Annotated in this window: 21 protein-coding genes and 1 tRNA gene; 14 read left to right on the forward strand and 8 right to left on the reverse strand. The window is 63.4% G+C overall.

What is annotated here, in order from left to right; all coding sequences use genetic code 11:
- Window positions 1-74: 74 nt before the first annotated feature.
- Entirely contained in the window at window positions 75-971 is an 897-nt protein-coding gene (locus AB6802_RS06940; RefSeq protein ID WP_371009272.1) for a LysR substrate-binding domain-containing protein, read from the forward strand.
- Between the two features lie 31 nt (window positions 972-1002).
- Here AB6802_RS06940 and AB6802_RS06945 read toward each other — a convergent pair whose 3' ends face one another.
- Window positions 1003-1764, reverse strand: a complete 762-nt coding sequence (locus AB6802_RS06945; RefSeq protein ID WP_371009273.1) for an SDR family oxidoreductase — start codon at window positions 1762-1764, stop codon at window positions 1003-1005.
- Between the two features lie 226 nt (window positions 1765-1990).
- On the reverse strand, window positions 1991-2719 hold the full coding sequence (locus tag AB6802_RS06950) for a tellurite resistance TerB family protein (protein ID WP_371009274.1): 729 nt from the start codon (window positions 2717-2719) through the stop codon (window positions 1991-1993).
- Between the two features lie 195 nt (window positions 2720-2914).
- Between AB6802_RS06950 and AB6802_RS06955 the strand changes: the two genes are divergently transcribed.
- Window positions 2915-3277, forward strand: coding sequence for a nuclear transport factor 2 family protein (locus tag AB6802_RS06955; RefSeq protein WP_371009275.1), 363 nt, complete (start codon window positions 2915-2917; stop codon window positions 3275-3277).
- Here AB6802_RS06955 and AB6802_RS06960 read toward each other — a convergent pair.
- Window positions 3274-4206: a rhodanese-related sulfurtransferase gene (locus AB6802_RS06960; protein ID WP_371009276.1), complete on the reverse strand. Its 933-nt coding sequence runs from the start codon at window positions 4204-4206 to the stop codon at window positions 3274-3276. The two genes, AB6802_RS06955 and AB6802_RS06960, sit on opposite strands and share 4 nt — an antisense overlap.
- A gap of 147 nt (window positions 4207-4353) precedes the next feature.
- Between AB6802_RS06960 and AB6802_RS06965 the strand changes: the two genes are divergently transcribed.
- A complete protein-coding gene (locus AB6802_RS06965; protein WP_371009277.1) occupies window positions 4354-4992 on the forward strand; it encodes a 2-dehydro-3-deoxy-phosphogluconate aldolase in 639 nt (212 codons plus the stop codon).
- Between the two features lie 8 nt (window positions 4993-5000).
- Here AB6802_RS06965 and AB6802_RS06970 read toward each other — a convergent pair whose 3' ends face one another.
- Window positions 5001-5750, reverse strand: coding sequence for an SDR family oxidoreductase (locus tag AB6802_RS06970; protein WP_371009278.1), 750 nt, complete (start codon window positions 5748-5750; stop codon window positions 5001-5003).
- Between the two features lie 173 nt (window positions 5751-5923).
- Between AB6802_RS06970 and AB6802_RS06975 the strand changes: the two genes are divergently transcribed.
- Window positions 5924-6817: an AraC family transcriptional regulator N-terminal domain-containing protein gene (locus tag AB6802_RS06975; RefSeq protein WP_371009279.1), complete on the forward strand. Its 894-nt coding sequence runs from the start codon at window positions 5924-5926 to the stop codon at window positions 6815-6817.
- 71 nt (window positions 6818-6888) lie between these two features.
- On the opposite strand, the gene AB6802_RS06980 is transcribed toward AB6802_RS06975, so the two are convergent.
- From AB6802_RS06980 to AB6802_RS06995, 4 genes are all read right to left on the reverse strand, one after another.
- On the reverse strand, window positions 6889-7092 hold the full coding sequence (locus AB6802_RS06980) for a hypothetical protein (protein WP_371009280.1): 204 nt from the start codon (window positions 7090-7092) through the stop codon (window positions 6889-6891).
- A gap of 114 nt (window positions 7093-7206) precedes the next feature.
- A tRNA-Gln gene (locus AB6802_RS06985) sits at window positions 7207-7280 on the reverse strand.
- 75 nt (window positions 7281-7355) lie between these two features.
- Window positions 7356-9206 carry a DUF882 domain-containing protein gene (locus tag AB6802_RS06990; RefSeq protein WP_371009281.1) on the reverse strand — a complete coding sequence of 617 codons (1851 nt, stop codon included), beginning with the start codon at window positions 9204-9206 and terminating at the stop codon, window positions 7356-7358.
- A gap of 378 nt (window positions 9207-9584) precedes the next feature.
- Entirely contained in the window at window positions 9585-11129 is a 1545-nt protein-coding gene (locus AB6802_RS06995) for a sigma-54-dependent transcriptional regulator (protein WP_371009282.1), read from the reverse strand.
- A gap of 160 nt (window positions 11130-11289) precedes the next feature.
- Here AB6802_RS06995 and AB6802_RS07000 point away from each other — a divergent pair, with 160 nt between their 5' ends.
- The 10 genes from AB6802_RS07000 (at window position 11290) to AB6802_RS07045 (ending at window position 23789) form a co-directional block, all read left to right on the forward strand.
- Window positions 11290-13128, forward strand: coding sequence for a M3 family oligoendopeptidase (locus AB6802_RS07000; protein WP_371009283.1), 1839 nt, complete (start codon window positions 11290-11292; stop codon window positions 13126-13128).
- A gap of 306 nt (window positions 13129-13434) precedes the next feature.
- A complete protein-coding gene (locus tag AB6802_RS07005) occupies window positions 13435-14118 on the forward strand; it encodes a proton-conducting membrane transporter (protein ID WP_371009284.1) in 684 nt (227 codons plus the stop codon).
- Between the two features lie 215 nt (window positions 14119-14333).
- Entirely contained in the window at window positions 14334-15479 is a 1146-nt protein-coding gene (locus tag AB6802_RS07010) for an aminodeoxychorismate synthase component I (RefSeq protein WP_371009285.1), read from the forward strand.
- The gene (locus AB6802_RS07015; RefSeq protein ID WP_371009286.1) at window positions 15428-16090 is read left to right on the forward strand and encodes an aminotransferase class IV family protein; all 663 of its coding nucleotides are present in this window, start codon (window positions 15428-15430) and stop codon (window positions 16088-16090) included. Before AB6802_RS07010 ends, AB6802_RS07015 begins: the two co-directional genes overlap by 52 nt.
- A 35-nt stretch (window positions 16091-16125) precedes the next feature.
- Window positions 16126-17061, forward strand: a complete 936-nt coding sequence (locus AB6802_RS07020; RefSeq protein WP_371009287.1) for a DUF3445 domain-containing protein — start codon at window positions 16126-16128, stop codon at window positions 17059-17061.
- Between the two features lie 170 nt (window positions 17062-17231).
- Complete coding sequence (locus AB6802_RS07025; protein WP_371009288.1) at window positions 17232-18677, forward strand: homospermidine synthase; 1446 nt, start codon at window positions 17232-17234, stop codon at window positions 18675-18677.
- 190 nt (window positions 18678-18867) lie between these two features.
- On the forward strand, window positions 18868-19245 hold the full coding sequence (locus AB6802_RS07030) for a hypothetical protein (RefSeq protein WP_371009289.1): 378 nt from the start codon (window positions 18868-18870) through the stop codon (window positions 19243-19245).
- Between the two features lie 190 nt (window positions 19246-19435).
- Window positions 19436-21508: a 5'-nucleotidase C-terminal domain-containing protein gene (locus tag AB6802_RS07035; RefSeq protein ID WP_371009290.1), complete on the forward strand. Its 2073-nt coding sequence runs from the start codon at window positions 19436-19438 to the stop codon at window positions 21506-21508.
- A 147-nt stretch (window positions 21509-21655) separates the two neighbouring features.
- A complete protein-coding gene (gene hemH / locus AB6802_RS07040) occupies window positions 21656-22720 on the forward strand; it encodes a ferrochelatase (RefSeq protein ID WP_371009291.1) in 1065 nt (354 codons plus the stop codon).
- Window positions 22721-22838: 118 nt separating this feature from the next.
- Complete coding sequence (locus AB6802_RS07045) at window positions 22839-23789, forward strand: SPFH domain-containing protein (RefSeq protein ID WP_371009292.1); 951 nt, start codon at window positions 22839-22841, stop codon at window positions 23787-23789.
- Window positions 23790-23794 lie beyond the last annotated feature (5 nt).

A 23794-nucleotide genomic window follows, 5' to 3' on the forward strand; every position in this document is an offset into this window, starting at 1 on the left:
GTTGCGGGTTTTCTGCAAACAAGCTAAATCTTTATAGAGAAATAAGAGCAGTTTTTCTAAACTATAGAGGTCTAATGGCTCTCCCATCGCTTCATTCGCTACGCGTCTTCGAGAGCGTTTCCCGTTTGGGCAGCATCGCTGCGGCGGCCGCTGAGCTGCACGTCACATCCGGCGCCATCAGCCAACAGTTGCGGGCGCTGCAGCTGTCGCTCGGCCTCGACCTGTTCGAGAAGCGGGGCCGCCGTCTTGTCGTGACGGATCGCGGGGCCGCGCTGCAAAAGAGCGTCGGCCTGGCCATGCAGCACATTTCGGAATCGATCCGCGACATCTCGGCGAACGCTTACAGCGCCGCTGACAAGGCCATCCTCACCGTGTCGGCGCCGCCGGTTTTCGGAACGACATGGCTGACGGCGCGGCTCTTTCGATTTCTCGATGCGAACCCGGATATTCGCATGCGGATGCGCACGGCTATCGACTTCGAGGAAGTAGACTGGCGCGAAGTCGATGTCGCCATCGTCTACGGCAAACCGCCCTGGTCCGGATTCTGGTGGCGTTTGCTGCACAGCATCCACGCCTCACCGGTCTGCAGTCCGCAACTGCTGCGCGGCCCGAATGGCATTCGCGAACCCCGCGATGTCCTTCGTCACCGCCTGCTCCACGAGGACGACGGCGACCAATGGCGGCGCTGGTTGACGGAAGCGCGCGTGCCGCACGCCGTGGAGTCGGATATCTATTTCGATAATTTCGCCATGGTTCTGCAGGCGGCGCGCGACGGCCATGGCGTTGCGCTCACAAACGATATCATCTCCTTCAGGGATCTTGATGAAGGTCGACTTGTGCAGCCGCTGACGCTCGGCGTCGCGGCCACCCGAAGCTACTACTGCTTGTGCCACGAGAAAGGCCTGGCAAATCCGGCCATCGGGCGGTTTGTCGACTGGTTGGGCGATCAGGCGTCGAGACCGTCCAGTTGATTCTCTATGTGTCGAGCCGATTGGGCGAGGACTAACCTCTACCGACAAACGGCATCTTCGTCGCCATCACGGTCATGAAAAGCACGTTGGCGTCGAGCGGCAGGCTGGCCATGTGCAGCACTGCGTCGGCGACGCGCTGCACGTCCATCACCGCTTCCGCCGCGATGGAGCCGTTGGCCTGCGGCACGCCCACCGTCATCGGCTGGGCCATCTCTGTCAGCGCGTTGCCGATGTCGATCTGGCCGCAGGCGATGTCGAAGGGCCGACCGTCGAGCGCCAGCGTCTTGGTCAGCCCGGTGATGGCATGCTTGGTCGCCGTATAGGGCGAGGAACCCGGCCGCGGCGCATAGGCCGACACCGAGCCGTTGTTGATGATGCGGCCGCCCATCGGCTGTTGCCGGCGCATGGCGCCAAAGGCGGCGCGGGCGCACAGGAACGATCCGGTCAGGTTGACGCCGACGACATCGTTCCAGACCTCGACCGGGATCTCATCGATCAGCGTCGATTTGTAGCCCATGCCGGCATTGTTGAAGAGCAGGTCGACGCGGCCGAACGCTTCGACCACAGTTTCGAACATCTCATCGACCTCATTGGCCTTGCTGATGTCGCAGGCGACGGCCAGCGCCTTGGCCTCTGTCCTGCCTGCCGCGGCAACCGCTTCATCCAACACCGCCTTGCGGCGGCCGCAGAACACCGTGTTCCAGCCGGCCTTGAGCAGCGCGGTGGCGACGCTCTTGCCGATGCCGGTGCCGGCGCCGGTAACGATGGCGGTCTTCTGTGTCATGGCGGTCATCGTCCTCTCCAAGGCTGGAAGAGACGTGGCATCGCAAATGCTGGAGGTCATGGCAAGCAGCCATCGTCGACAAAAGATTGGGCCGACAAAAAGGGCGGTCATTGGCGACCGCCCTGATCTGAACCGCGCTTGGGAGGAGGATAAGCCGGTCCGACTGTTTAGAATCATGCGCTTGCTGGGTTAACGAAAAGTTAATGGCGGAAGCGCCCGCTAACCCTCTTCTCCATCAAGGAGAACTCGGCGCTCCTCCGGCCGGCACCTTCGCCGCCGAAACGGTCGCCTCGACATGGTCGACCAGCGCGTCCGGCAGCCCGAGGCGGCCGGCGAGCAGATCGAGATAGCCGCGCTCGGCGCGGGTGTCGGGATCGATGGTCAGCCGCGAGGCCGTGTAAAGCTCGAGCTTCTGCGCATCGGTCTTGGCGCCGGCGACCAGCGTGTCGAGATCGAGCGGGCTTTCGAGTTCGGCAAGCAGGAACTTCTCCGCCTCGACGCCGATGCCGGCAAGCTTCAGCTTGTCGGCGATCTTCTTGCGCTCCTCCTCATCGACATGGCCGTCGGCTTTCGCTGCCGAGATCATCGCCCGCACCAGCGTGAGCGTGAATTCGGCCTCGCCTTGCGGCGCCTGCGAGGGATGGAAGGCGGTGTCCGCCGGCGGCGGCAGCAATTCCGTCTCGCTCGCCGGCGGGGCTTGATCCGGCGCCTTGCCGGCCTTGTAGTTCTGGTAGGCCTTGTAGGCGAGGCCGCCAATGGCCGCCAGACCGCCGAGCTTGATGGCGGTGCCGGTCACCTGCCGTCCGGTGCCGGTGCCGAGCAGCACGGCCGCCAGCGCGCCGGCGGCGAGCGGATTGTCCTTTGCCATCTGCACCGCCTGCCCCGCCTTGTCGCGGACAGTCGAGCCGGTCCCAGGGATTTGCGAGCCGAGAAGATCGTCGAGCAGCTTCTTGGGGTCGAGCATCATGCCTCCAGAATTGGCCCGGCCGAATGCGCCCGGGCAAGGTTTCGGACCGGCAAGAGGTAGGCCGCGCGCCTTGACATTACAATGACGAGGCCCATTTCGCCGCCCGATCAAGGCGGCGGAAACAGCCTCGTCATGTGTCGAAATGGCGGATCGCTTCGGCTAGGGTTGCGCCGATTTCAGGGGAGCGATTGGATGACCAATGCAGAAAACCGGGAGCCGGCCCGCGATCCGCAGGATCTCGAGCGCCTGTTGATCGACCGCCAATGGGCCGGCGACATCGAGGGAATGCTGGCGCTGTTCGAACCAGATGCCGTCGTCGATAGCGGCGGTGGCGAATTCACGCGCGGCAGGCAGGCAATTCGTGTGCTTTTCGAACAGGGCATGGCAGCGGGACGCAATTTCCAGCGCGGCGAACAGCGCCCTGCCCTCATCAATGGCGACCTGGCGCTGACCTCGACCAAGCTGCCCGACGGCAGCATCACCAGCGAAGTCGCCCGTCGCCAACGTGACGGCACCTGGCTTTGGGCGATCGACCGTTATTCGGTATCGTTTTAGCTGCCGATGTGGCGGCGGCCGCCTCGCACCTGCGCCAGTTCGACCTGGCGATGGCGCTCGGCATAGCGGGCGCGGTCCTCTTGCGAGCGCACCTCGAAGCAATGCGGACATGAGACGCCGACGGTGAATTGCGGCGACAGCCGATCCTCGGCCGTCAGCGGATGCCGACAGGCGCGGCAGAGTTCCGCCTCGCCCTCGGCGAGGCCATGCGACACCGACACGCGCTCGTCGAAGACAAAACACTCGCCCTGCCACAGGCTGTCTTCAGCCGGCACCTCTTCGAGATATTTCAAGATCCCGCCCTTGAGGTGAAACACATCCCTGAAGCCGAGCGACTTCACATAGGCGGTCGCCTTTTCGCAGCGTATGCCGCCGGTGCAGAACATCGCCACCTTGCGGCCTTCGAGTTCCTCGCGATGCTCTTCGACCCAGGCCGGAAACTCGCGAAAGCTGGCCGTCTGCGGGTCGACAGCGCCCTGAAATGTACCGATCGAGACTTCATAGGCGTTGCGCGTATCGATGAGAATAGTGTCGGCGTCCGAGATCAGCGCGTTCCAATCGGACGGCGCGACGTAGGTGCCGGCGCTGTTCGCCGGATCGATGTCCTCGACGCCCATGGTGACGATCTCGCGCTTCAACCGCACCTTCATGCGATGGAACGGCATTTCGGCCGCGACGCTGTACTTCACCTCCAGCCCGGCCAGTCCTTCGATCGCCTGGAGATGGTCGATCAGCGCGACGATTGCTTCCTCGCTGCCGGCGACCGTGCCGTTGACGCCCTCATGCGCGAGAAGCAGCGTGCCCTTGATGCCGCGGCCGCAGCAGAACGCCGCGAGCGGCGCGCGCAAGGTCCCGTGGCCGTCGAGCCGCGCGAATTTGTAAAGCGCGGCGACGCGAACTGGCTGCTGGGTTACTTTGGCCGTTGTCATCGCAATGCCACTAGACCGTGCTGAAAGCGGTTTCAAGGCGGAGCAAACGAACGGGGTGGCGCGTGACATCGCGACACGCCTGCTTTCGTGGACTTGGCATACCCCTTCTGCTAATCGGTTGAAATCGACCGCAACGGAGACAGACAAATGACCAGCAAGACCGAAAAGCTCCTGTCGCTTCTCGATGGTCAGCCGGTCATACCGGTGCTGAAGATCGCCAATGTCGCTGATGCCGTGCCGCTTGCACGCGCGCTGGCGCGCGGTGGTCTCAGGGCCATCGAGATTACGCTGCGTACCGCCGATGCGCTGGAGGCCATCCGCCGTGTCGCCGCCGAGGTCGAGGACGCGATCGTCGGCGCCGGCACCATTCTCGACGCCAGGCAGTTCGACGAAGCGGCCGCCGCCGGCTCGAAATTCATCGTCAGCCCCGGCATCACCAGCCAGCTTCTCGACGCCGCCAAGGACAGTCCCGTGCCGCTTTTGCCCGGCGCCATCACGCCCGGTGAGATCATGGCCGCGCGCGAGGCCGGCCTGCGCTTCCTGAAATTTTTTCCTGCCGAACAGTCCGGCGGCATCGCGTCACTGAAAGCTTTCGCCTCGCCGCTCGCCGACGTGAAATTCTGCCCGACCGGCGGCATCACCGCCAAAAATGCCGCCGACTATCTCAGCCTGCCCAATGTCATCTGCGTCGGTGGCTCCTGGGTTGCGCCGGACGATCTGATCAAGGCCGGCAAGTGGGACGAGATCGAAGTACTCGCGCGCGAGGCGAGCAAGCTCAAGAAATAATCGCTGCTCTACCAGGCCAATGGACCATTCTCGTCGAAGTAACCGCCGGTTGGGCCGCCGGGCTCCAGCGTTGCCAGGTGCACGATGACCCCGGCAGCTTGCTGCACCGTGCGGCCGCCCTTGTGCGCATTGAGGTCCGTGGCGGTGTAGCCGGGCGCCGCGGCGTTGACCATGATGCCGTGCTGCGAAAGCTCCCTGGCGAAGGCGATCGTGATGGCATTGAGCGCGGTCTTCGAGCTGCCATAGCCCATGACATTGGGCGACTGGCTGTTGCCGGCCGCGCGCGCCATCGAACCGAGATAGCTGCTGACCATGACGATGCGGGCGGCGGGCGCCGCCATAAGCAGCGGCAGCAATGCCTGGGTGACACGGACCGGACCGAAGACATTGACGTCGTAGGTCGCCCTCATATCCGCGACATCCTCCCGGCTTGGTGGCCGCTCATAGCGGCCGTCCGCGCCGAGCGCGTCGACATAGCCGGGAGCTATGCCGGCATTGTTGACAAGCACGTCGAGGCTCGATGTCCGCGCCGCCAGAGCCTTCGCGGCAGCCGCCACGCTGTTATCGCTGGCGACGTCGACCTCCAGCCATTCGACGTCGAGGCCATCGTTGCGCAACGCTTGTGCCGCGGCCTCGCCGCGCTTGGCATCCCGTGCCCCGAGCCAGACCTTGTATCCCATCGTAGCCAGCCGCCGGGCGGTCTCGAGGCCGATACCTTTGTTGGCTCCGGTCACCAGCGCGTTCTTTTGCGTCGTCATGTTCGTGTCTCCTTTTGGTGACCTGGACATGACGTGCGGATCGCTATCGCGCGCGCCGGATTCTCGCGCCTTCTTGCCTAATCCTCTCAACAACGCGTTTTGCACGCCAACCGCGTCCACGCCTCCGCGTCGCCCTGGTTGCGCAGCCCGCATGGATCGGCAATGCTGGAGCGATGGACGAAGCCTTGCAGGAATTGATCACCATCGCAGGCCACCATGCGCGCGGACGACGCACGAAGACGGCTATTCCGCGCGTTACCATCGGCCGCAGCGAGGTTCCGACACCGCCCTTACCCGAGCTATGTCAGCCGACAGTGCTGTTCGTGCTGCAGGGCACCAAGACGGTGCTGATCGGCGACCGCACGCTTGCCTATAGCGCCGGCAGCTATTTCGTCTATGCGCTGGAGACGCCCGCGACCAGCCAGTTGATCGAGGCGAGCAGCGCCCGTCCCTATGTGGCCATCGCTTTCGCCATCGATATCGAGCTGATCGCCACCTTGATCATCGACCACAAGTCGGCGGTGGACGGCGACAGTTTCGTGACCAACCGGGCCGATGACGAGCTTCTCGACGCATGGCGCCGGATGCTGCGGCTGCTCGACCGGCCGGCCGAGATTCCCGTGCTGGCGCCGATGCTCGAACGCGAGATCGCCTTCCGGTTGCTGCAGGGCCCACAAGGCGCGAAGCTGCGCCAGCTCGCGCGTGCCGACGGCCGACTGTCGCAGATCCGCCGCGCCACCGCGTGGATCCGCCAGCACTACAACGAGCCGATCGACGTGGCCGAACTCGCGGCGCTCGCCCATATGAGCAACGCTTCGTTTCATCGCCACTTCAAGGCGGCGACGGCCATGAGCCCGATCCAGTATCAGAAACAGGTGCGCCTGCTGGAGGCCCGCCACCTGCTGATCGCCGAGCCGGGCAACGCCGCGCGTGTCGCTTTCACCGTCGGCTATGAAAGCGCTTCCCAGTTCAGCCGCGAATATGCGCGCCAGTTCGGCTTGCCGCCCGCGCGCGACGCGGCAAGGCTTCTTGCGCGAGGCGAAGCCCCCATGCTGGAAATCGACTGAAGTCACATCAGGCGTTGAACATGAAAAACCGGCCGGCTTGCGCCGACCGGCTGGTTCTGCGTGAAACGCGATTACTTGCAGACCGTGACCTTCTCGGAGACCTTCTTGTGGTGCTTCCAATGCGTGACCCAGGTGGTTTTGCAATGCTTTTCCATACGCATGTGATCATGCCTACGGCCATTGGTCTTCACGACGACCATGGCCGCCTGTGAAGGCGCGATGGCCGCGGAAACCGTTGCCAGAGCAACAGCGGATGCCAGTACAATTTTCTTCATGAATATCCCCGGGTTGGAACGACCAACCTTAACCCATGAAAATGCGCCCTGTTCCGCCCTCACGAGAAGTTCAGTACCGCGTGAATGTTTGTTGGCAGCCGGCCTCGACGGGCCTGGTTCCCGCTCATGGATTCGAACCACGATTCACGCCTTCAAAGGGCGCTGTCCTACCTTTAGACGAAGCGGGAGTGCCTAGCGAATAGTGGAGCCTATCAAACAAAAGGCCGCGCACCAGCACGGCCTTTTGTGGAAGTCGAGTTTTCCTACTTCGTCTGGAAGCGGGCGACCGACAGGAACTTCACAGCATTGCCGGTGAAGCGGCTGGTGTCGGGCGCCTGGGCGTCCGATTGGAAGCCGGCTGTGTAAACCTCGCTCGGCGGCGTATGCACGATGTTATAGGCATAGCGCGGCGCCGTCGTCGCGCTGGAGACGGTGGCGATCGTCTCGCCGCTGCCCAGCGCCCAGCGCGCGGCCTGCGGGGGTGCTGCCACCACCATGGCCTTCGGTCCGGGCTTCAGGTCACGCGCCGAGGCCCTTGCTTCCTTGGCTGTGGTCTTCACGCCGGCGCCGATCGCCTGTGCGGGATCGCTGCCCGCCGGGAGCGCCGCGATGGCCTTGCGCGGCGACGCCGCATCGACGCCCGACGGGTCGTTGAAGGCCGAGCGCGGCTCCGGTTGCGTCAGCGACGCGAGCTGATACTGCGCGCCGCCGTCGTCAGGCGTGACGCTGGCCTGTTCAAGCACGGCCTTGATCTCATCCTGCCTGGCCGGCTGCGGCCTTGCCGTCGGCAGCACCGAGAAGGCGTCGGTCGCGCTCCTGTCCTGCTGAGCCGTGTCCGCCAGCGCCAGAAGCACATTCTGGTCCTTCGACGCCAGCTCCGCCGGCGTCGTGCGGTCGGGACGCCAGGTCGGCAACGGAATGTTGTTGACGGCGACCTGGGCCGGATCGGCTGAAGCGGCCTCCGTCGCGTTGGCCGTGCCGAACGGCACCTTATCGGGCGCCGGCGCCTGCGCAGTCGACACCGCCTGTTCGGTCGTCGCCGAGGCATCTGCCATGGCGAACGGCACGTTCTGCGGCGCCTGCTGGCCAACATCGGCCTTCGGACGCGGCGCGAAATCAGGCAGCGGGACTTCCTTCGGCGGCAGCGCGGCGATGATCGTCTCCGGCGTGTCCTGCTGCGGCTGCGTATCGTCGGCGCTGTCATCCGCGATCTGCGGGATGTTGGCGCGCTTGGCGTCCTTCGGCGACACGATCGCGATGCCTGGAAGATTGCTGTTGCGGGACGTTGCGGCGGAAGCGACCTGAACCTGCTTGACGGTCTTGGCCTGCGGCGTCGGGTTGCTGTCGTCGGCCTCGTCGTCGGCCTCGTCAGAGCCGCCACCGAACCAGGCGGCCAGCAGTCCGCCGGACCGTTTGGTCGAGCCGCCGGCGCTGGCCAGTTCGATGTTGGGCGTGCCGGATCCCTTACGCGCCTGATAGGCGGCTACCGCCTGCTCATAGCCGGGCAGCGGCTTGCCGTCGCTCGGCACATGCAGCGTCTTGCCGTTCGGGAACAGGCTGACCAGTTCCTGGCGGCTGATACCCGGCCAGTGGCGCACATTGCCGACATCCATGTGGACGAACGGGGAGCCGGAGGTCGGGTAATAGCCGACGCCACCGCCCTGCATCTTGAGGCCGATGTTGCGCAGCTTCTTCAGCGGCACGCCGGGAATGTAGAAGTCCATCGCCTTGCCAAGCATATGCTGGCTTTTCTCGGCGACACCGCGACTGCGCGAGCGCAGCAAGGCATTGGTCGACGGCGAGCGGTAACCGCACACGACCTGGATGTAGTCGGTCGCGCCGGCTTCGTGATAGGCCTCCCAGACGAGATCGAGCAACCGCGGATCCATCTTGGTCGGCTCGTTGCGGCGCCAGTCGCGCAGGATGATGTTGATCTTGCGCAGGCCTTCCGGATCGTAGCGCCCGTTGCGCTTGTAAACGATCTCGGCCTTCTCATGCGTATGCAGGTGATAGAGCTTCAGCGAACGAATTTCGGCCCTGGCGCCCGACATGGCCGCTGACAGGAACCCGACGGCCAAAATCACGAACGTCAGCCACCTCGGCCAGACGCTCATGTGAAAATGCCGCCCGTTTTTATGTCGTTCGACTTTGTTCAAATCAAATGGCCTTGCAGGCTGCCGTTTGTCCCCGGATTTGACCAACGGATGTGTGGTTTTCACATCCGAGTATCGATCCTAATGGTTAATCATCGTTTATTGAAGTCGAAATGCGGTAACACCGTGGCGATATCCCGTCAAAAATGATCACCAACATTTCGTGGTAAACCGCTGGTTTAGATCACGAATCCGACTTCGGCCAGAACACGATCTGTTACCGCTGGCCGCAAAGCGTGATCGACGATCGCGAGAGCCCCGGAAAACCGGCAATTCTGAACCGGAAAGCGACAATTTGACTCGGATTTTAAGCCTGCAAGCTGGCCTGAAGCTTGTCTGTCACGACGCCAGCCGGTCGACGCGGCCAGCTTCGGGATCAATGCCATATTCCTTCAACTTGCGGTAGAGCGTCGAGCGCCCGATGCCCAGGCGACGCGCGACCTCGCTCATCTGGCCGTTGTAATGGTCGATGGCGAGCTTGATCATTTCGAATTCGACCTCGGCCAGCGCCCGCACATTGCCGCGCTCGTCGAGCGCCCTGAGCGTTCCAAAACGCGGCTGCAGCCTGGCTGGCGCCTCGCCGTCGGGCAAGGCGGTCCCTGCTCCATGGGGAGCCGCTTCATCCGCCGGTTGGGGGAGATCCAAAGGTGTCTCGGCAGCCGCCGATGCCGGTTCCGCGTCAAGACTGACCGTTCCTTCCACCTGCGCCCGGATCTGCGGGAATTCCTCCTCGGTGAGCAGATCGTCCTCGGCCAGGACCGAGGCTCTGAACACCGCATTCTCCAGCTGGCGGATGTTGCCCGGCCAGTCATAGGCTTCAAGCATGGCCAGCGCCCTGGCGGAAATGCCGGTGGGTCGGCGACGTGGATCGGCCGACGCCACCTTCTCCATGAAATGGCGGACCAGGTAAGGGATGTCGTCGCGGCGCTCACGCAGCGGCGGCACGAAGATCGGATAGACGTTCAGCCGGTAGAACAGGTCCTCGCGGAACTTGCCGTCCTTGACCTGCTGCAGAAGATTGCGGTGCGTTGCCGAGATCAGCCGGATGTCGACCTTGACGGTCGAGCGGCCGCCGACCGGATCGACCTCGCCTTCCTGGACGGCGCGCAGCAGCTTCACCTGGACGTCGAGCGGCAAGTCGCCGATCTCGTCAAGGAACAAGGTGCCGGAATTTGCCTCGACGAACTTGCCGGTGTGCTTGTCGCTGGCGCCGGTAAAAGATCCTTTTTCATGGCCGAATAGGATCGACTCGACGAGGTTCTCAGGGATCGCTCCGCAATTGACGGTGACGAACGGCTTCGAGCGGCGGTCGCCGCTGCCCTGGATGGCACGCGCCACCAATTCCTTGCCGACGCCGGATTCGCCTTCGATCAGGATCGGGATGTTGGAAGCGGCCGCCTTTTGCCCGAGGCGTATCACCCGGTCCATGGCCGGGCTGCGGGTGATCAGGTCCTTGAAGCTGAGGTGGCCGCCGCGGCGCCGCGCCGTCCGCTTGACCTCGTCCTCGACCGCCTCGACTTTCAGCGCGTTGGAGATCGCGGTTTGCAGCCTGTCGGGCGATGCTGGTTTGACGACGAAGTCGAAAGCCCCATGGCGCATCGCCGAGACGACGGTCTCGATACCGCCCTGCGCCGTTTGAACGATGACCGGGATGTTGATGGCACGCTCGCGCATCGCCTTCAGCACGCCAATGCCGTCCAGGCCAGGCATGACGAGGTCGAGAATGACAACCGACACGTCGCGCGCATTGGGCCCGTCGAGCGCATCGAGGCCCGCCTCGCCGCTGCCCGTGACGATCGCGGCATGGCCGAATTTTGTCACCGCGGCCTCGAGCAGCCTGCGCTGGACCGGATCGTCATCGACTATGAGTATGGAACCTGTCATGAGTGTCTGGAGTTGCCTGCCCGAGAAAATCCCCGTGGATCATCTTGGCACAGGGTTCTAAATAAGGTTTCAAAAAACCCGGTGAACGAATTCCTTAGGATTTGACCGGCTTGTTTTTTCCCCTTTGATTCTGGCGACCTCACTCAAAAAAGGATTGTCGATGCGCATGATGGTTGATCAGCGGCTTGCGGCGGCGGCGTCCGGTCAGGGCGCGGCCGGGCTTGGCGATCTGCCGGAATGGAACCTTGCCGACCTCTATGCCGGCATGGAAGCGCCCGAGCTCAAGCGCGACATCGCCAAGGCGGCCAATGACGCCATTGCCTTCGAGACCCGTTGGAAAGGCACGCTCGCGGCCGAAGCCGGGCGTGGCAGCGCTGGCAAACTCGGCGAGGCCCTGAAAGCCTATGAGGCTCTGGAGGAGCTCATCGGCCGCATCGTCTCCTATGCGGGCCTCGTCTATGCCGGCAACACCGCCGATCCGCAGCGCGCCAAGCTCTATGGCGACGTCCAGGAAAAGATGACCGACGCCAGCGCGCATCTTTTGTTCTTCGCGCTCGAGCTCAACCTGATCGACGATGCCGCGATCGAAGGCGCTCTGGCCGCCGACCCGGCCTTCGGCCACTACCAGCCCTGGGTGCTCGATCTCCGGAAGGACAAGCCCTACCAGCTCGAGGATCGCGTCGAGCAGCTGTTCCATGAAAAATCGGTCACCGGACGCGGCGCCTGGAACCGCCTGTTCGACGAGACGATGACCGACCTGCGTTTCGATATCGACGGCGAGGAGCTGACGCTGGAGCCGGCGCTCAATCGTCTTCAGGATGCCAATGGCGAGGTGCGTCGCCAGGCCTCCGAAGCGCTGGCCGCGACCTTCCGCCGGAGTCTGCGCACCTTCACGCTGATCACCAACACGCTGGCCAAGGACAAGGAGATATCCGATCGCTGGCGCGGTTTCCAGGATATCGCCGACTCGCGTCATCTCGCCAATCGCGTCGAGCGCAGCGTGGTCGACGCGCTGGCGGCTGCCGTGCGCGAGGCCTATCCGCGGCTGTCGCACCGCTATTACGCGATGAAGGCGCGCTGGCTCGGCATGGAGGTGATGAACCACTGGGATCGCAACGCGCCATTGCCCGAGACCCCGCAGGCGGTGATCCGCTGGGATGACGCCAGGGACACGGTGCTGTCGGCCTACCAGCGCTTCGCGCCCGAAATGGCCGAGATCGCGCGCGGCTTTTTCGACCACAACTGGATCGACGCGCCCGTGCGCCCGGGCAAGTCGCCGGGCGCCTTCGCCCATCCGACGGTGCCCTCGGCGCATCCCTATGTGCTTCTCAACTATATGGGCAAACCGCGTGACGTGATGACGTTGGCGCATGAGCTCGGCCACGGCGTGCACCAGGTGCTGGCCGCCGGCCAGGGCGCGTTGATGGCGTCCACGCCGTTGACGCTGGCCGAGACCGCTTCCGTCTTCGGCGAGATGCTGACCTTCCGTTCGCTGCTCGACCAGACCACCGACAAGCGCGAGCGCAAAGCCATGCTGGCGCAGAAGGTCGAGGACATGATCAACACGGTCGTGCGCCAGATCGCCTTCTACGAGTTCGAGCGCAAGGTCCATGCCGAGCGCAGGAACGGCGAGCTGACCTCGGACAGGCTGGGTGAATTCTGGCTGGAGGTGCAGGCCGAGAGCCTGGGGCCGGCGATCAAGCTGCGCGAGGGCTACGAGGTCTTCTGGACCTATATCCCGCACTTCATCCATTCGCCCTTCTATGTCTATGCCTATGCCTTCGGCGATTGCCTGGTGAATTCGCTCTACGCCGTCTACCAGAACGCCGAGCGCGGCTTTCAGGGGAAGTATTTCGAAATGCTGCGCGCCGGCGGCACCAAGCATCATTCCGAACTGCTGGCGCCCTTCGGCCTCGACGCCACCGACCCTGCCTTCTGGCAGATCGGCCTGGGCGTGATCAGCGGCCTGATCGACGAGCTGGAGGCGCTCGACAAGTGACGGGCGCTTCGGCGAGCAGCATGGCCAGAACAGTTTAGCCGTAATGCATGTTCGCAACTAAGTTATTCTTGGTCTAAATATTTGTTCCTGAATAACTCTGCGCCCACATTTTTCAATTAGCTTTCGCCAAGCCATATGATAGCGTCCCGCCTCAAGCTCAGCCGGACGCATCGCCAAGGCCAGAGACGGCCAGTGCGGCGCTTCGGCGGATGCGATGATGGCTGCCGGTCACGCGCGCGAAGCCGCAGCCGATAGCCCGATTGAGGCAGGCTGTTCCGCGACAGCGGAATCGGACTGGAGAGAGAAATGAGCACTTTCTTCTACATCCTCCTGGCGTTCATTGTGGGTGTTCTGGTTGGCTGGTTCATCTGGGGCCGCCTGCGCGGTGAGCTCGACAGCCTGCGCGGCGACCTTGACCGCACGCGCAGCGAACGCGACAGGCTGCGTGCCGATACCGATCGCCTGAAGGGCGAACTCGACGCCTGCGGCCGTGCCCGAGCCGACCTTGAGAGCAAGCTTCGCGCAACACCCGCCGGGGCCGGAACAAGCAAGGCCACCGCGCCTGCGTCGGCTCCGCTGATGTCGACGTCACCGCCCGCCACTTCGACGGCCGCCAAACCCGCGCCGAAAGCTGCTGCGAAAAAGCCGGCATCGGCCAAGACAGCAGCGGCGCCAAAGCCGGCGGCCAAAACGGCAGCGCCAAAGAAAGCAGCTGCTCCGAAAGCGGTCTCCGGCAAGGCCGACAATTTGCGCCGCCTGATCGGCATCGGGCCGGTCAATGAGAGGTTGCTCAAAGGCCAGGGTGTTACGACTTACGCCCAGATCGCCGCCTGGACCGAGGCCGACGTCAAGCGCATCGAGGAGGTGCTCAATTTCGACGGCCGTATCGCGCGCGAAAAATGGATCCAGCAGGCGAAACTGCTTGCTGCCGGCAACGAGACGGAATTTGCCAGGCAGTTTCCGACAGCCGGCACCGCCAGCAACACCTGAGCAGGGGTTTCACTCTCCAGGGCGGCGCTCGTCACGGGCGCCGCTTTTTGTTTTTTGGGCCACAGCCGGCTTTGCGCCGCCCGACGCCGCTCCCTCGATTGCGCCTTGCCGAGCCCCCATATAGAGCGGTCGACTTAGAGCAATTTCAGGAAAGTGTGTGGCGGTTTTCCGTTCGAAATTGCTCCAAACAAACAGTTTGACCGCATCCGAGGCTCATGTCCCTGCCCGCAGCCATCTTCCGCAACGACGAGACAGCTCGTCAGCTGGTCTTCGACCAGCCGCGCGAGGTCATCGTGGCGCGCAACGCCGATGAGTTCGCGCCCGCGCTTGAGAAGGCGCAGGCGGCTTCCGACGCCGGCAGATGGCTGGCCGGATATTTCTCCTACGAAGCCGGCTACCTGCTCGAGCCGAAGCTGGTGCCGCTGCTGCCCGAGGGCCGCCGCGCACCGTTGATCTGCCTCGGTGTCTTCGATGCGCCGCTTGATGAGGCGGTGCCGTCGGCGGGCGGACAGGCGACCAACGGTCCGATATTCGATGCCCGGGCAACATGGTCCGCCGAGGATTATGCCGCCCGCTTTGCGCGCCTGCACGACCATATCCGCAAGGGCGATTGCTACCAGGGCAACCTCACCTTCCCGGTCCGGGCGCATTGGTCTGGCGATCCGCTCGCCGCCTTCAACGCGCTGACCGAAAGGCAGCCGGTGAAATACGGCGCGCTGGTCTCGCTCGGCGATCCGATCGTCTTGTCGCGCTCGCCGGAGCTGTTCTTCGAGATCGATGCCGACGGCATGATCGAGACGCATCCGATGAAAGGCACCGCGCCGCGCGGCGCGACAAAGGCCGAGGACGCGCGGCTCAAGACCTTCCTGCGCAACGACGAAAAAAACCAGGCCGAGAACCGGATGATCGTCGACCTGTTGCGCAACGACATCTCGCTGATCAGCGAAGTCGGCACGCTGGAGGTGCCGGAGCTGTTCCGCATCGAGAGCTACCCGACGGTGCACCAGATGGTGAGCCGGGTGCGGGCGAAGCTTTTGCCCGACCTCGGCATCCGCCGGATCCTTGCAGCACTCTTTCCCTGCGGCTCGATCACCGGCGCGCCGAAAATCCGCGCCATGGAAATCCTGCACGCGCTGGAGCATACGCCGCGCGACGTCTATTGCGGCGCCATCGGCTGGATCGCGCCTGACGGCAGGATGCGTTTTTCGGTGGCGATCCGCACCATCTCGCTCTTTGCCGATGGCGAAGCCGTCTACAATGTCGGCGGCGGCGTCGTTTTCGATTCCACCGCCGAGGAGGAGTATCGGGAGTGTCTTTTGAAAGCGCGCTTCGCGACGGGAACGGCGCCGGCTTCGAGCTGATCGAGACCATGCGCTGGGAGCCGGACGCCGGCTTCCTGCGCTTCGAGCGCCATCTCGCCAGGCTTTATGCGTCGGCCGCCGAACTCGGCTTCGCCTGCGACCCCGGGCGGATCGGCGAGATGCTTTCAAGCGCCGTCGGCGGCCACGAGATCGCTTTGCGGACACGTCTTGCCCTGCAGCGCAATGGCGAGGCGACGGCGGCCGCGCAACCTTACGAACCGCTCGCCGCCGACAAGGTCTGGCGCCTGCAACTGGCACGTGTGAGACTGGATTCCGGCAACATGTTGCTGCGCCACAAGACCAGCCACCGGGAGATCTACCAGCAGGCGCGTGCCGAATACCTCGCCACCCGCGCCGACGAGGTGCTGCTCGCCAATGAGCGCGGCGAACTCTGCGAAGGCACCATCACCAACCTCTTCGCCGATTTCGGCGATGGCGTGCTCGCCACGCCGCGGCTCGACTGCGGCCTGCTGCCTGGAATACTGCGCGGCGCGCTTCTGGATGAAGGCCGCGCCGCGGAAGCGATCTACAGCTTCGAGGATCTGAAGTCGGCGAAGGCGATCTTCGTCGGCAATTCGCTGCGTGGACTGATCCCGGCGCGGCTCGGCTGACTGGAGCGAAACGAGATTTTCTGTTTGAAGAACACATGACCGTCCGCCAGCCGACCCATACGCCCTATGACGGGTCCTCGAAACTCTTCACCGTCGGGCTGAAGCCGCTCGAAATCGACCGCTGGATCGAGGTCGATGCGTTTCTCCTGCCGCACCTTGCCGAGAAGCAGCGGCTTTACGCCGGGATCCCGGAAAATGTGTTTGTCGAGGAAGACGGCACCCGCGACGCCCAACGCGAAGTGCTGGATCTGCTTGGCCAACATCTCACGGCGAAACACCAGCGCACCCATCGCGACGCAGGCTCGGGCGTCGAGGTCGCCGGCCTTGAGAGCACGATCGAAAGGCTACCGCACGCTTTGCGCGAGGCACCGCTCGCAAAGGCATCGCTGCTCGTCCAGGAAGATCTGATCCTCATGCGCCGCGACGAACGCGGCTGGCGGCTCGCCGCCGGCTCGCTGTGCTTTCCCTCATCCTGGTCTCTCACGGAAAAATTCGGCAAGCCGCTGCAGCAGATCCATGCACCGGTGCCCGGCTTCGGCCCGGGGACAAGGCCGGCGGAATTGATCAATCGCATGTTCGATGGGCTGCAGGGGCAAGCCGTCGAGCGCTTCAACTGGTCGATCCAGTCTGGCGACGCGCTCTACCATCCGCTCTCCAACGTCGAACGCGTCGACCGCGCCACCAACCGCCCGACACGCTTCCCGGACGGCGACATAAACGCCCACGCCTTCATCCGTGTCGAACGCCAGACGCTGCGCAAGCTGCCACTGTCGCGCGATATCCTCTTCACCATCCGCATCCATCTCGACCCGATCGCCGTTTTGGCGCGGCACCCGGACCGTGCGACCCTTGCCGCCTCCTTCGCCGAGCAGCTCAACGCCCTCGATCAGGCCCAGCTCGACTACAAGGGCATGACCGCCGACCGGGACCGGCTTGTCGCATTGCTGAACGCGATGACCGGATCGGCTTAACCACAGGCCAAAACGGCTTGGCTGGAGATTGGCGCTTTTCACTGGTTTATGACAATGATCTGTGGTGTAGCGCTTGACCGCTGGGCGAAAAACATCCGGTTTTGCATATGTTTGCCCGGTTTGCATATGTTTGCCCGGTTTTGCTTGTGTTTGAAGGAGTGCGCGAAAAAATGGCGAATGAAAACTGGCCCGTTTACGGTGAGATCACCGGCCCTGTCGTGATGATCGGCTTCGGCTCGATCGGGCGGGGAACGCTGCCGCTGATCGAGCGCCATTTCAAGTTCGACAAGTCGCGCATGACGGTCATCGACCCGCTCGACACCGACCGCAAGCTACTCGACGAACGCGGCATCGCCTTCGTCCAGGAACACGTGACCGAGAAGAACTACAAGAAACTGCTGACGCCACTTCTGACCAATGGCGGCGGCCAGGGTTTTTGCATCAATTTGTCGGTCGATACCGGTTCGGTCGACCTGATGCGGCTCTGCCGCAAGCTCGGCGTTCTCTACATCGACACCGTCGTCGAGCCGTGGCTCGGCTTCTATTTCGACGCCAAGGCCGACAATGCCAGCCGCACCAACTATGCGCTGCGCGAAGCCATGATCAAGGAAAAGCACGACAAGCCCGGCGGCGCCACGGCGGTGTCGACCTGCGGCGCCAATCCGGGCATGGTCTCGTGGTTCGTCAAAAAGGCGCTCGTCAACCTCGCCACCGATCTTGGTCTGGAGTTTTCCGAGCCTGCGCAGGAAGATCGCGAGGCTTGGGCCAAGCTGATGAAGAAGGCGGGCGTCAAGGGGATCCACATCGCCGAGCGCGACACCCAGCGCACCAAGAAGCCGAAGCCGATGGACGTGTTCTGGAACACCTGGTCGGTCGAGGGCTTCATCTCGGAGGGCTTGCAGCCGGCCGAGCTCGGCTGGGGCACGCATGAGACCTGGATGCCGAAGAACGGCAAGAAGCACAAGCATGGCTCCAAGGCAGCGATCTATCTAGAACAGCCGGGCGCCAACACGCGGGTGCGCAGCTGGTGCCCGACCCCGGGCGCGCAATACGGCCTGCTGGTGACGCACAACGAGGCGATCTCGATCGCCGATTTCTTCACCGTGCGCTCGAAGAAGGGCAAGGTGAACTACCGGCCGACCTGCCACTACGCCTATCACCCCTGCAACGACGCCCTGCTGTCGCTGGACGAGATGTTCGGCGCCGCGGGTAAGCCGCAGCCGGTCCACCACGTGCTCGACGAGAACGAGCTGGTCGACGGTGTCGACGAGCTCGGCGTGCTGCTCTACGGCCACGGCAAGAACGCCTACTGGTACGGCTCGCAATTGTCGCTGGCCGAAGCGCGCAAGCTCGCGCCTTATCAGAACGCCACCGGCATGCAGGTCACCTCGGCGGTGCTCGCCGGCATGGTCTGGGCGCTGGAAAACCCGGAAGCCGGCATCGTCGAGGCCGACGAGATGGACTACAAGCGCTGTCTCGAAGTGCAATCGCCTTATCTCGGGCCGGTCCGAGGCTACTACACCGACTGGACGCCGCTGGATAACCGCCCCGGCCTGTTCCCGGAGGATCTCGACAAGGACGATCCGTGGCAGTTCCGCAACATCCTGGTGCGATAGCAGCGGGACCTACCGGCCTCACCGCCTTGCAATCGCCCGGAAATCGGGCGATTGAGAGGGAGCGGCCTAGAGCGACGTGCGTCCATTCGGACGCACAAAGTACGCTCTAGCACTTTGAATGCACGCATCGTGCTTTCCGAAAATCGGAAACCCGATTTTCGGGCCGATGCGAGAGGAGAGGATTTTGATCATGACCATTGCGCGCAAACTGCTTTCGGCAGGCGCCGCGGCAAGCCTTTTGGCCGCTGCCGCCTGTACCACCACCGGCCCTTCCGACCAGCCTTCCATGGCGGCGGCGCCCAAAGGCGTCGAAGGCAATTGGATCGACGCCAAAGGCACCGGGCTTTCGACCTTCAACGCCGGCAGCTTCGCTACCGTCGCCACCGACACCGGCCAGAAGCTGTCGGAAGGCAGCTACACCATGACTGGTGCGACGTCGGTTGAGATCCACGGCACCTCGCTGATCCGCCAGACGCCGGTCAGCTTCAACTGCCTGATGGTTTCCACCAGCCAGCTCAACTGCACCAGCGCCAGCGGCCAGAATTTCGTGCTCACCCGCCGCGCCTGAGCGCAGCAGACATCGATGCCCAACAGGAATGGCGGCGTGAGCCGCCGTCCTTTTTTGTGCCGGCAAAGTACTCCGGGATTTCCGCTTGCATCGACCGGATCGCGATGTGAACATGACCCGAGCTGGCTGTTATTTTCCAGTCAAGCGAGGGCTTTAAGCACCTTCAAGTCAGCTCATCCGGGAGACGAAGATGAAGAAGATTGCCGCCATTCTAGCCCTGTCCGCCTCGACGCTTGGCCTGTCGGCGGGCGTATCTTTTGCCGACTACACGCTGAACATTCTGCATTTCAACGATTGGCACAGCCGCATCGAAGGCAACAACAAATACGAATCCACCTGTTCGGCGGACGAGGAGACCAAGGGCGAATGCGTTGGCGGCGCCGGCCGGTTGATCACCGCGATCGCCCAGGAGCGCAAGAAGCTCGAAGGCCAGAACGTGTTGCTGCTCAATGCAGGGGACAGTTTCCAGGGCTCGTTGTTCTACACCACCTACAAGGGCGCCGTGGAAGAGGAGTTCCTCAACCAGATCAAGCCTGACGCGGTCACGCTCGGCAACCACGAGTTCGATGACGGCGAGACAGCACTTGTGCCTTTCCTCGACAAGGCGAAGTTCCCGATCGTCAGCGCCAATGTCGTGCCCAACGACAAGTCCGGCGCCAAGGGCAAATTCAAGTCGTCGATCGTCGTCGAGGTCGGCGGCCAGAAGATCGGCATCATCGGCGCCGTCACCAACGACACGCCCGAGCTCGCCTCGCCCGGCCCCAACATCACCATTGCCGACGACGTCAAGTCGATCACCGCCGAGGTCGAGAAGCTCAAGGCGCAAGGCGTCAACAAGATCATCGCGGTCACCCATATCGGCTATAACCGCGAGCGCGACGTGATCGCCAAGATCCCGGGCATCGATGTGGTGGTCGGCGGCCATAGCCACACGCTTTTGTCCAACACCGATCCGAAAGCGGCAGGCCCCTATCCGACGATGGTCGACAATCCGGACGGTTCCAAAGTGCCGGTGGTGCAGGCGGCGTCCTATTCGAAATATCTCGGCGAGTTCAAGGTCGTGTTCGACGACAATGGCGTCGTCAAGGAAGCGAGCGGCGCGCCCATCTATCTCGACAAATCGATCACGCCCGACCCTGCCGTGCTCGCCCGCATCAAGGAACTCGGCGCGCCGATCGAGGCCTTGAAGAACAAGGAGGTCGCCGAGACCACCAAGCCGATCGACGGCAGCCGCGAGAGCTGCCGCGCGCGCGAATGCGAGATGGGCAACCTCGTCTCCGACGCCATCCTCGACCGCACCAAGGGGCAAGGCGTCGAGATCGCCATCTCGAATGGCGGCGGCCTGCGCGCCTCGATCGACCAGGGCACGGTGACCATGGGCGAGGTGCTGACCGTGCTGCCGTTCCAGAACACGCTGGCGACGTTCAAGATTTCCGGCAAGGACCTCGTCGCCGGGCTGGAAGGCGGCCTCAGCCAGATCGAGGACGGCGCCGGCCGCTTTCCGCAGGTGGCGGGCCTCAAATATTCCTTCGACAAGTCGGTCGCCCCCAATGCCGGCCGGCTGAAGTCGGTCGAGGTGATGGAGAACGGCGCCTGGGCGCCGATCAACCCGGATAAGCAGTATCTGGTCGCCACCAACAACTATGTCCGCCAAGGCGGCGACGGCTACAAGGTCTTCGCCGAAAAGGCCACCGACGCCTATGACTATGGCCCTGGGCTGGAGCAGGTGGTTGCCGATTACCTGAGCGCGCATCGGCCCTATACGCCGAAGATCGACGGCCGCATCACCGAGATAGCGGCAACCACGGCCGCCGCCCCGGCCGCTGAGCCCGCAAAGCCGGCCGAAACTGCTCCGGCGACGCCTGCACCTGCAGAAGCAGCAAAGCCGGCCCAGACGGCGCCCGCAATGCCCGCATTGCCGGCGAATTCAGGCGACATCGCCAACACGCCGCCGGCCATTTCGACGGAGGGAGCGCCTGCCCCGCCGGCGCCTCCGGCAGCCGCCGAGCCGGCAAAACCGGCCGAAACGGCAACGCCTGCTCCTTCAGCCGAGCCGGCAAAACCAGCCGAGGCAGCGCCTGCCGCGGCCAAGCCGGTCGAGACCAGCCATGTGATCGCCGCCGGCGACACTTATTGGGAGCTGGCCAAGAAGGCCTATGGCGACGCCACCAAGTGGAAACTGATCTCCGACGCCAACAAGGACTACAAGCCACGCCGCCTGCCACTCGGCGCGACCCTGACCATTCCACCCGCCGCGAAGTAACCGCTTCGGCGCTCATTGTCGCACCCGTCCGGGAAACCGGGCGGGTGTTTTCCTTTCTTGGACCGTAACGCGATAGGGTGCGGCCAGACGCAGCCTTGAAAACCGGCGGGGCATCGCTAGTTTCGCGCCGATACCCGGAGACAGTTGATGACGCTTTCCAGCCTCACCGATGCCAAAGCCGCGAAAGCCCTTGGCCCACGGCCGCTCGGGCATCCGCCGGTCAAGACCGGCAAGGTCGGTGTCATGCTGATCAATCTCGGCACGCCCGATGGCACCGATTTCAAGCCAATGTGGCGGTATCTCAGGGAATTCCTGTCCGACCCGCGCGTCATCGAGCTCAACAAGGCGATCTGGTATCCGATCCTCTATGGGCTTGTTCTGACCACCCGGCCGAAGAAGTCGGGCGCCAACTATGCCAGGATCTGGAACCGCGAGAAGAATGAGTCGCCGCTGCGCACCTTTACCCGCGCGCAAGGCGAGAAACTCGGCTTGGCGCTCCGTGACCAGCCGGATGTCATAGTCGACTGGGCCATGCGCTACGGCAACCCTTCGACCGCGAGCGTTGCCGAAAGGCTGGTTGCGCAAGGCTGCGATCGCATCCTTTCGTTGCCGCTCTATCCGCAATATTCGGCGACGACGACGGCGACCGCCAACGACCAGCTGTTTCGCGCTTTGATGAAGATGCGGGCGGCACCCGCGGTCCGCAGCGTGCCGCCCTATTATGACGAGCCGGTCTATATCGAAGCGCTGGCGCGTTCGATCCAGCAGAATCTCTCGACGCTGGATTTTGAGCCGGAAGTGGTCATCGCCTCCTATCACGGCATCCCAAAACCCTATTTCGAAAAGGGCGATCCCTACCATTGCCACTGCCTGAAGACGACGCGGCTGCTGCGCGAAAAACTCGGCTGGGACGAGAACAAGCTGATCACCACTTTCCAGTCGCGCTTCGGCGCGCAGGAGTGGCTGCAGCCCTACACCGACAAGACCGTCGAGAACCTCGGCAAGGATGGCGTGAAGTCGATCGCCATCGTCAATCCGGGCTTTTCCGTCGACTGCATCGAGACGCTGGACGAGATCGGTCGCGAGGCGGCCGAAACCTTCCATCACGCCGGCGGCAAGAACTTCGCTCATATTCCTTGCCTCAACGACAGCGCCGAGGGCATGGCCGTGATCGAGATGCTGGTGCGGCGGGAATTGTCGGGCTGGATTTGACCGAAAACCAGTGCGCAAAAGCCTTCGCTAACCAATATTCGCGATCACCTGATTGTAACGTTGCGGAAACACTCTTAAGTGATTCCGTGAAGTCGGTGCCTATTGAGGGAGATACGAAATGGGCTTCAGCGGTTTCGATATTGCCATCGTCGTTCTTGTTTTCCTGGTTATCATCCTTCTTTTCAAAGGCATCAAAACGGTGCCGCAGGGCTATAATTACACGGTGGAGCGCTTCGGCCGTTACACCAAGACGCTGACCCCCGGCCTCAACATCATCAACCCGATCTTCGAGCGCATCGGCGCCAAGATGAACATGATGGAGCAGGTGCTGGATGTCCCGACGCAGGAAATCATCACCCGCGACAACGCCATCGTCGGTGTCGACGGCATCGCCTTCTATCAGATCCTGAATGCCGCCCAGGCGGCCTACCAGGTCGCTGGCCTGCAGAACGCCATCCTCAACCTGACCATGACCAACATTCGTACCGTCATGGGCTCGATGGACCTAGATGAATTGCTGTCCAACCGCGACGCCATCAACGAACGCCTGCTGCGCGTCGTCGACGAGGCCGCGCATCCGTGGGGCATCAAGATCACCCGCGTCGAGATCAAGGACATCAACCCGCCCGCCAATCTAATCGAATCGATGGGCCGGCAGATGACCGCCGAGCGTAACAAGCGCGCCCAGATCCTCGCCGCCGAAGGCTTGAAGCAGTCGCAGATCCTCGAGGCCGAGGGCCGCAAGGAAGCCGCCTTCCGCGACGCCGAAGCGCGCGAGCGCTCGGCCGAGGCCGAAGCCAAGGCGACGCAGGTCGTGTCGGAGGCTATCGCCAAGGGCGACGTGCAGGCGCTCAACTACTTCATCGCGCAGAAATACACCGAGGCGCTGACCAAGATCGGCTCGGCCACCAACAGCAAGGTCGTGCTGATGCCGCTTGAGGCCTCCTCGCTGATCGGCACGCTTGGCGGCATCGGCGAAATCGCCAAGGAAGTCTTCAGATCCGAAGGCACCGCCGGCTCGCAAAGACAGGCAGCGCGTCCGCCGGTGGTCCGCCCGAACGAAAACTGATGTCT

The sequence above is a fragment of the Mesorhizobium sp. RCC_202 genome, assembly GCF_041355295.1.
In the GTDB taxonomy this organism is placed as follows: domain Bacteria; phylum Pseudomonadota; class Alphaproteobacteria; order Rhizobiales; family Rhizobiaceae; genus Mesorhizobium.

Coding starts and splice junctions, on each gene's coding strand:
- AB6802_RS06940 (WP_371009272.1), top strand. CDS start 75: ATGGCTCTCCCATCGCTTCATTCGCTACGCGTCTTCGAGAGCGTTTCC.
- AB6802_RS06945 (WP_371009273.1), bottom strand. CDS start 1,764: ATGACCGCCATGACACAGAAGACCGCCATCGTTACCGGCGCCGGCACC.
- AB6802_RS06950 (WP_371009274.1), bottom strand. CDS start 2,719: ATGCTCGACCCCAAGAAGCTGCTCGACGATCTTCTCGGCTCGCAAATC.
- AB6802_RS06955 (WP_371009275.1), top strand. CDS start 2,915: ATGACCAATGCAGAAAACCGGGAGCCGGCCCGCGATCCGCAGGATCTC.
- AB6802_RS06960 (WP_371009276.1), bottom strand. CDS start 4,206: ATGACAACGGCCAAAGTAACCCAGCAGCCAGTTCGCGTCGCCGCGCTT.
- AB6802_RS06965 (WP_371009277.1), top strand. CDS start 4,354: ATGACCAGCAAGACCGAAAAGCTCCTGTCGCTTCTCGATGGTCAGCCG.
- AB6802_RS06970 (WP_371009278.1), bottom strand. CDS start 5,750: ATGACGACGCAAAAGAACGCGCTGGTGACCGGAGCCAACAAAGGTATC.
- AB6802_RS06975 (WP_371009279.1), top strand. CDS start 5,924: ATGGACGAAGCCTTGCAGGAATTGATCACCATCGCAGGCCACCATGCG.
- AB6802_RS06980 (WP_371009280.1), bottom strand. CDS start 7,092: ATGAAGAAAATTGTACTGGCATCCGCTGTTGCTCTGGCAACGGTTTCC.
- AB6802_RS06990 (WP_371009281.1), bottom strand. CDS start 9,206: ATGAGCGTCTGGCCGAGGTGGCTGACGTTCGTGATTTTGGCCGTCGGG.
- AB6802_RS06995 (WP_371009282.1), bottom strand. CDS start 11,129: ATGACAGGTTCCATACTCATAGTCGATGACGATCCGGTCCAGCGCAGG.
- AB6802_RS07000 (WP_371009283.1), top strand. CDS start 11,290: ATGCGCATGATGGTTGATCAGCGGCTTGCGGCGGCGGCGTCCGGTCAG.
- AB6802_RS07005 (WP_371009284.1), top strand. CDS start 13,435: ATGAGCACTTTCTTCTACATCCTCCTGGCGTTCATTGTGGGTGTTCTG.
- AB6802_RS07010 (WP_371009285.1), top strand. CDS start 14,334: ATGTCCCTGCCCGCAGCCATCTTCCGCAACGACGAGACAGCTCGTCAG.
- AB6802_RS07020 (WP_371009287.1), top strand. CDS start 16,126: ATGACCGTCCGCCAGCCGACCCATACGCCCTATGACGGGTCCTCGAAA.
- AB6802_RS07025 (WP_371009288.1), top strand. CDS start 17,232: ATGGCGAATGAAAACTGGCCCGTTTACGGTGAGATCACCGGCCCTGTC.
- AB6802_RS07030 (WP_371009289.1), top strand. CDS start 18,868: ATGACCATTGCGCGCAAACTGCTTTCGGCAGGCGCCGCGGCAAGCCTT.
- AB6802_RS07035 (WP_371009290.1), top strand. CDS start 19,436: ATGAAGAAGATTGCCGCCATTCTAGCCCTGTCCGCCTCGACGCTTGGC.
- hemH (WP_371009291.1), top strand. CDS start 21,656: ATGACGCTTTCCAGCCTCACCGATGCCAAAGCCGCGAAAGCCCTTGGC.
- AB6802_RS07045 (WP_371009292.1), top strand. CDS start 22,839: ATGGGCTTCAGCGGTTTCGATATTGCCATCGTCGTTCTTGTTTTCCTG.